General features: G+C 74.8%; 7 protein-coding genes and 1 pseudogene. 1 reads left to right on the top strand and 7 read right to left on the bottom strand.

Annotation, left to right across the window (positions count from 1 at the left end; genetic code table 11):
* Nucleotides 1-341 precede the first annotated feature (341 nt).
* A complete protein-coding gene (locus tag ACFXGA_RS38840; RefSeq protein WP_378097760.1) occupies nucleotides 342-1550 on the bottom strand; it encodes a hypothetical protein in 1209 nt (402 codons plus the stop codon).
* A gap of 398 nt (nucleotides 1551-1948) precedes the next feature.
* On the opposite strand from ACFXGA_RS38840, the gene ACFXGA_RS38835 reads away from it, so the two are divergent.
* Nucleotides 1949-3013 (top strand): adenosine deaminase, encoded by a 1065-nt coding sequence (locus ACFXGA_RS38835; protein WP_378097757.1) that lies wholly within the window; start codon nucleotides 1949-1951, stop codon nucleotides 3011-3013.
* 49 nt (nucleotides 3014-3062) lie between these two features.
* Here ACFXGA_RS38835 and ACFXGA_RS38830 read toward each other — a convergent pair whose 3' ends face one another.
* From ACFXGA_RS38830 to ACFXGA_RS38805, 6 genes and pseudogenes are all read right to left on the bottom strand, one after another.
* Nucleotides 3063-4097, bottom strand: coding sequence for a serine hydrolase domain-containing protein (locus ACFXGA_RS38830; RefSeq protein ID WP_378097766.1), 1035 nt, complete (start codon nucleotides 4095-4097; stop codon nucleotides 3063-3065).
* 68 nt (nucleotides 4098-4165) lie between these two features.
* Entirely contained in the window at nucleotides 4166-4783 is a 618-nt protein-coding gene (locus tag ACFXGA_RS38825; RefSeq protein ID WP_378097763.1) for a DUF6895 family protein, read from the bottom strand.
* A 91-nt stretch (nucleotides 4784-4874) separates the two neighbouring features.
* A pseudogene (locus ACFXGA_RS38820) lies at nucleotides 4875-5072 on the bottom strand (DUF6895 family protein); the annotation flags it as partial.
* A gap of 25 nt (nucleotides 5073-5097) precedes the next feature.
* Nucleotides 5098-6006: a DUF6895 family protein gene (locus ACFXGA_RS38815; protein WP_378097754.1), complete on the bottom strand. Its 909-nt coding sequence runs from the start codon at nucleotides 6004-6006 to the stop codon at nucleotides 5098-5100.
* Nucleotides 6006-6683 carry a hypothetical protein gene (locus tag ACFXGA_RS38810; protein WP_378097751.1) on the bottom strand — a complete coding sequence of 226 codons (678 nt, stop codon included), beginning with the start codon at nucleotides 6681-6683 and terminating at the stop codon, nucleotides 6006-6008. The genes ACFXGA_RS38815 and ACFXGA_RS38810 overlap by 1 nt, the downstream gene beginning before the upstream one ends.
* Nucleotides 6676-6855 (bottom strand): hypothetical protein, encoded by a 180-nt coding sequence (locus tag ACFXGA_RS38805; RefSeq protein WP_378097749.1) that lies wholly within the window; start codon nucleotides 6853-6855, stop codon nucleotides 6676-6678. The genes ACFXGA_RS38810 and ACFXGA_RS38805 overlap by 8 nt, the downstream gene beginning before the upstream one ends.
* Nucleotides 6856-7201 lie beyond the last annotated feature (346 nt).

The raw sequence follows: 7201 nt of genomic DNA, 5'->3' as shown, positions 1-7201 counted from the left end.
GGGCACTTCCAGCCCTACCGCACCTGACGCTGGAACCGCCCCCTTGACGCGTGCGGTAGCCCTCGTGGAGGTCGGCGGGATGACACGAAACCCGACCAACGACGCAACCGCACCGAACCACCAAACCCCGTCATCCTGCTGATCTGCCCGTCCGGCGAGGACGCTTTTCACTCTCTTCACACGCACAAAGGCCCGGCCCGCACACCGCGGACCGGGCCTTCCTGCTTCACCAGCGCTCACCGCGCCTCAGCGCTCACCGCTCACCGCGCCACAGCGCTCACCGCGCCACCGTCGCTACCGCACCTCTCAGCACGTCGGCGCTCACCGCGCCACCAGCTCGATCAGGCTCCCTCAGCCGCCAAGTCGTCGTCGTCCACGTTCCGCCCGTCCCCGGCCTTGGGCCCGTTCTTCCGCGTCCGCCGCTGGGGCCGCGGCAGGGCGGTCGGCGGCGGGGGCGGGGTCGGGGAGCCGCCGCCCAGGATCAGCTCGGCGAACGTGGCCATCGCCTCGTCCAGCTGCCCGCCGATCCGCAGCTCCGACTCCTGGTTGCTCTTGCGCACCAACCCGGCCAGCGACTCCGCGTCCGGCCGCGTCGACAACGTGCCCTCGACCTTGGCGATGCCCTGCTCCACCACGCCGGACAGCTCGCCGAGCCGGGACGCGAAGTCGTCCTCCACCGCGTCGAGCCGGGTCGCCATGGTGTCGAGCCGGGACGTGACCTGCTCCAGCCGCGCCGCCAGCGCCTCCAGCCGGTCGGTCGCGTCGACCTGGTCGCGCGTCTCGTCCAACGCCGCGTGCAGCGCCTCGCGCGCCTCGTCCAGCTTGCCCGTCACCGTGCTGCGGGTGTCGGCCAGCGACGACGCCAGCGACTCGCGCGTCTCGGCGAGCGCCGAGTGCAGCCCGTCCCGCGTGCCGTTGAGGTTGTCGCGGGTCTCGTCCAGCCGCCCGTGCAGGGCCGTGGCCGAGTCCGCCACCGACCGCTGCAACGCCTCGCGGGTGCCGTCGAGGTGCTCGTGCACGCCCTCGTCCACCTCGTCCAGGCGACCGCGCAGCGCGGCCTCCAACGCCTCGATCCGCTCGCGCAGCGGCCCGGTCACCGCGCCCGGCACCTGGTCGACCTTGCCGTCCTGCTTGTCCAGGTGGCCGTCGAGGTCGTCGAGGCGCTTGTGGATGTGGGCGAGCTTGTCCTCCAGGCCGTCCATCCGCCCGGCGACGCCCTCGAACCGGCCCGCCACCCCGTCGAGCCGACCGTCGAGCTGCGCGAACGGCTTGGCGAGCTTGTCGACCAGGCCGTCCACGGCCCGCCCGATGCTCTGCACCGCGTTGTCCTGCGCCTCCAGCCTGGCGAGCGCCTCGTCCAGCCGCTCGGCCAGCACGCTGACCTCGGTGCGGTCGGGCAGCTCGGACAGGCGCTTGCGAACCGAACCCAGCGATTCGAGCGGGGACATCCGCGCGTGGATCTCGTCCAGTGCGTCGAAGATCTGCTGCTGTTCGCTCTCACGGATCTCCGCGGCGCGCGTCAGCATGTTGCGCATCCGATCGAAGGACATCGTGGAGTTGTTGTTCTCGTTCACGGCTCGGGTGCCTTCGTCCAGGGGAGGGGAGACCTCCGGGAGCCTAGCCAGGTTGGGGCGGTGGGCAGTAGCGCCCCCCGACGGGCACCGCCTGGACCGACCTTGCGCGTACTCCGTTGGAGTGATGAAGGTCGACCCTACCCCTAGGTTACCGACAGCGGGCCCGCGAGCACAGTGGGCGAACATCCGCCGTGTGAGTGACTAAAGCCGTGGTAGCGGTAGCGGAAAGTTCTGCATCACGAGTGCACAACGACGAAAGCGGCGGCCGAGCGAGTGGTTCCGGACACACTCGGTGACGCCGTGGGTGATCATAGTCCCTGAAGATCATCGCACGGTGGACCGCTCCGGCGTGTCGCCGGTATACGGTGACCCGCATGTCGACCCCGCTTACCCGGGAGGCGCTCCGCGGCGCTCCCAAGGTGCTGCTGCACGACCACCTCGACGGCGGCCTGCGCCCCCGGACGGTGATCGAACTCGCCGACGCCTGCGGCCACCAGGGCCTGCCCACCACCGACCCGGTCGCGCTGGGCGAGTGGTTCCGCGACAACGCCAACTCCGGCTCGCTCGTCCGCTACCTGGAGGGCTTCGCGCACACGTGCGGCGTCATGCAGGACGAGGCCGCGCTGGTCCGCGTCGCCTCCGAGGCGGTGCAGGACCTCGCCGACGACGGGGTCGTGTACGCCGAGATCCGCTACGCCCCCGAGCTGTTCACCGAGCGGGGCCTGAGCCTGGAGCAGGCCGTCGAGGCCGTGCAGGAGGGCTTCCGCCAGGGCGAGGCCGCGGCCGGCGGCCGCATCCGGGTCGGCACGCTGCTGTGCGCGATGCGCCAGAACGACGGCTGGCAGCGCATCGCCGACCTGGTGGTCCGCTACCGGGAGGCGGGCGTGGTCGGGTTCGACATCGCGGGCCCCGAGGCCGGGTTCCCGCCCAGCCGGGAGCTGTCCGCGTTCGAGTACCTGCGGCAGCAGAACGCGCACTTCACCATCCACGCGGCCGAGGCGGCGGGCGCGGAGTCGGCGTGGGAGGCCGTGCAGCTCGCGGGCGCGGAGCGCCTGGGCCACGGCGTGCGGCTGGCCGAGGACATCAAGGGCGACGAGGTCGGCTACCTCGCCGCGTACGTGCGCGACCGGCGCATCGCGCTGGAGATGTGCCCGACGTCGAACGTGCACACCGGCGCGGTGGCGTCGCTGGCCGACCACCCGATCAAGCGGATGGCCGAGCTGGGCTTCCGGGTGACCGTGAACACCGACAACCGGCTGATGAGCATGGTGTCGTTGACCGGCGAGTTCGCCACCGTGGTCGAGCACTTCGGCTTCGGCTGGGACGACCTGCGCCGGTTCACCGTCAACGCCGCGAAGGCCGCCTTCCTCAGCCACGACGAGCGCCGCGCCCTGATCCAGGACGTGATCGAGCCCGCCTACGCCGCGCTCCAGGCGTGACCTATCGGGCCTTCTGCGCACCTCCCGCAGCGACCCGCGGGCGGCACGCCTAACCGACCGCCTCCACCAGCACCCGGTGCGCGACCGCGATCAGGTTGTGGCGGCGCGTGTACCGACGCGTCGCCACCGCGACCAGCGCGGTGCGGGTGGCGGGCCGGTACCCGAGGTAGGCGTGCTGCCCGAACGTCGCCCCGCCGTGGAAGAACACGGGCCCGCGAGCGGTGTCCGCGCGGAACCACGCCAACGCCCGCGCGGGCGCGCGTCGCGGCCGGGGCGCGGTGTGGTCGACCTGGACCGCCCGCAGCGCCGCCCCCAGCGGCGTGCGCTCCGGATCCAGGTGCGCCTCCAGGTACGTGAGCAGGTCGTGCGGCGTCGCCCGCACGGCCCCCGCCGCCGTGAACCCGCCCAGGTCCACCGGCGGCACGACCCGGCCACGCGTCCCGTGCCCCACGGCGTCCACGCCGGGCGGACCCGGTCCCAACCGGACGCCGTCCAGCCCGAGCGGCCGCAGGACGTGCCGGGCGAGCAGCTCCGGGTACGGCGTGCCGGTGCGGTGCGCCAACGCGTGCCCGAGCACGGCCATCCCGAGGTTCGAGTACCGCCACCGGCTGCCGGGCGGCGTCCGCGCCCGGTGCCGGCCGAACGCGCGCAGCACCCGTTCCGCCGGGTAGCCCGCGTAGGCGTTCGTCCGCCACCGGGGCAGGCCCTGCCGGTAGAAGAACGGGTCGTGCGGCAGGGCCGGCAACCCGGACGTGTGCGTGGCCAGGTGCAGCAACGTGATCCCCTCCGGACCGCCCGACCCCGGCGCGGGCAGGCAGGACCGAACCGGCGTGTCGCGCTCCACCGATCCGGCGACGACGAGCTGCGCCACCAGCAACCCCGCGAACGTCTTCGACACCGAGCCCAACTCGTAGTGCAGGTCCTCCGCCCTCACCGCCGGCTCCGCTCCCACCGCCGGCTCCGCCCTCACCGCCGGATCCGCCCTCACAGCCGGCCCCGCCCTCACCGCCGGATCCGTCCCCACCGCCGCCACCACCCCCGCCGTGGCGATCGTGCGCTCCCCGCCGCACGACAGCGCGAACACGACACCGGGCGCACGCACCCCGCACGCCGCCCGGTGCAGCTCTTCGCCGCGGATCCCGGGACCGGCCGTCACGACGCACCGGGCAGCAACGCCGTCAACGCCCGCGACGTGGCGACCGTCGCCGCGAAAGCCGTCACCAGGGTGGGGTGGTGCACCCGGTCGAACACCTCCCGCCGATCACCGGTCGGCGGCACGTCGCCGGCGGGCACCGCGCCGTCCGCGCCCTGCGCGCCGGCCAACCGCGCCCACCCGTCCGCGGGCAGCGCGGGCGTCGGGAGGCAGGCGTCCGCCGCGAGCAGCCCGGCGAGCAGGTCCCAGTCGTGCTCCTGCGCGCACTCCTCCAACCACGCGGGCAACCACCACCGCAGGTAGTCCACCGTCCCGGCGGGCAGGGCGTCGGGGCGCTCGCCCCACGAGGTGAGGTGCAGGACGGTGTGGGAGGCGTCGTAGGCGGTGGCGCGGTCGACCGTCCACGGCGCGGGCGCGTGCCCCAGCCACGTGTCGCGGGCGGCGGCGCGCAGGTCGGCGTCGGAGGCCAGGCCGAGCCGTCGGAGGGCGGCGACCACGCTCAACCGCCGGGCGGGCGGCAGGCTCACGGCCGCGCCGTCCACCAGCGGCCGGGTGGCCCGCACCGCGTCCTCGACCGGCAGGTTCCGGTAGCCGCGGTCGAAGAACGGGGCGTACAGCTCGAGCGGGACCGGCGAGGACGGCTCCTCCAGACTGGAGCCGGTGCAGGCACGCGCCGCCGTCGAGCAGGTCGTGCCACGCGAAGTCGAGCAGCCGCCGGGCCACCGCGGACTGCCGGGTGCCCGCCACGCCCTCGCGCAGGATCGCCCCGGCGGTCAGCGCCAGGTCGCCCACCGCCTTGACCCGCGCGCCCGCGTGCTCCGGCCGGGGCCGGAAGCCCTCGCGGCGGTCGTGCGCCCAGTCCAGCGCCCGGGTCGCGACCCCGTGCAGCAGTCGCAGGTCCACCATCGGCTCGCGCACCCCCGGCCCCGGCTCAGACGACTTCGGGGACGCGGGCCAGGGACGCGGCGAACGCGGCGACCAGCGTGGCGTGGTAGCACACGCCGAACGCCTCCACCGGCGTCAGGTCCGGCCTGACCCAGCTCTCGACGGCCGGCACCGAACCGTCCTCGCGCTGCGCGGCGGCGTAGCGCCGCCAGGTGTCGGGGCCCGCGGTGGGCCGGGGCAGCAGGGCGTCCACGGCCAGCAGCTCACCGGCGAGGTCCCAGTGCCGCTCCTCCAGCCACGTCTCCACCCACGCCGGCAGCCACGCGGCCAGGTAGTCGGCCAGGTGCGCGGGCAGCCCCTCGGGCCGCGCGCCCCAGTCGGTCAGGTGGAACACGTCGTGGGTCAGCGCGTAGCCGGCGTGGACGTCCATCGCCCACGGTTCCGGCAGCCCGCCCAGCCACGTCCGGCCGACGACCTCGGCGGGGTCCCGCACGGGCCCGATCCCGAGTCTGGCCAGCACCCGCTGCACGCCCAGGACGCGCGTGGGCACCTGCTCGGTGGCGTGCCACGCGCGGGTGCCCGCCAGGAACGCCGCCAGCTCCTCCAGCGGCCGGTGCCGCAGCCCCAGCTCGGGGAAGAACGCGTAGATCTCCAGCGGGTAGGTCGCGGTGGGCTCGGCGCGGAGCAGGTCGAACAGCACGTCCCCGCGGCCCAGCTCGTCCCAGGCGAACCGGGCGCAGTCCCCGGCGAGCCGGCGCCGCCGGCCGCCGGGCGGGTCCGACCGCCGGACCACGACGGCGGTCTGCGCCAGTTCGGCCAGCGGTTTCAGCGCCCCGTCCACCGGCACCGACGGGTCGAGGACGTCACCCGGCAGCCGGAACCACTCCCGCCGCGACCACGCCCACTCCAGCGCCCGCACGCCCAGGGCGTCCAGGGCGTCCACCGGGTGCGGCATCAGGCGCCCGCCTCCCGGATCACCCGCGCGGCCGCCACCTGCAGCTCGACCCGGGCGTCGCCGGCGGCCAGGTGCGCGACGAACCGCAACCCGGCGTCCAACCCCAGCGAGTCCGGCACGCCGCCGAGCACCGCGAGCCACCGGCCCGTCCCGGCGGCCTGCAACCAGTCCCGCCGCCGGACCGCGCGGACGAAACCGCGGGCCACGTCCGGCACCCGCTCGGCCGCCTCCGCCGCGGGCGCGCTGCGCCACCCCGGCACGGCCAGCGCCGCGACCCCGGCCAGCCGGTGCGCCAGCACCGGCCACGGCTCGTCGCGCACCCACGCGGCGGTGGGCGGTTCGACCTCCGACGCGCCCCGCTCCAGCGAGCGCAGCGCGGCCCGCAGGCCCCAGTGCGTCCACGCCGAGGTCACCGACGAGCCGGCCTCCACCGGGAACGCGACCACCGCGGCCCGGGCCAGCGCCACGTCGCCCGCGGCGGGCTCGTGGCCGAGCAGCGTGCACGGGGCGAGCACGTCCGCGCCCAGCACCCGGGTCGCCGCCACCAGCGAGGGGTCCGCGTCACCACCGGTCGTGCGGACGGGGTGGCCGTCCCGCAGCGCCGACACCAGGGCCGCCGCGCGTTCGCGGACCACGTCGACCAGGTGGGCGCCCACGCCCACGCGGTCGTCAGGCACGCGGGTCGATCACCGTGTCGGGCGGGCTGAGCAGCAGCAGCTTGAGCATCGCGGGCTGGCGGGCGTCGCGGAAGTCCGCCTCGGGCTCCGGCGCGTCCAGCAACGCGTCCACCTCGGCGGTCAACCCCTCCGCGCGCACCCGGGTCACTTCGGCGTCGAGGGCAGCGGACATGTGGACCATCTCCTCGGGTTCGTCCGGCGGCTCCAGTGCAGCGCCCGGTTCCCGGTCGGGCAACCGCGCCCCACCATCCAGCGACCCGCCACGCGGGAAACCCGCCCCGACCGAGTGACAACGGACCGCGTCCGCCCGAACAACGACAGCGGCGGTCTCTTATACACATATACGATCCCACAACACACGCCATTCTCGATTATGCATTATTATTAGTTAAAAAGGGGGGTGTGGGTGGGGGGGGTGGGGTTGGTGGTGTGGCACAACCATCCCCCCCCGCGACTCCGCGTCGTCGCCGTCGTGCGGGCCCGCGACGGCAATCCACTCGCCCCGCGAGCCGCGCCAC

It is taken from the genome of Actinosynnema sp. NPDC059335 (assembly GCF_042752395.1).
Taxonomy (GTDB): domain Bacteria; phylum Actinomycetota; class Actinomycetes; order Mycobacteriales; family Pseudonocardiaceae; genus Actinosynnema.
This window is presented reverse-complemented; position numbering and strand designations above follow the sequence as displayed.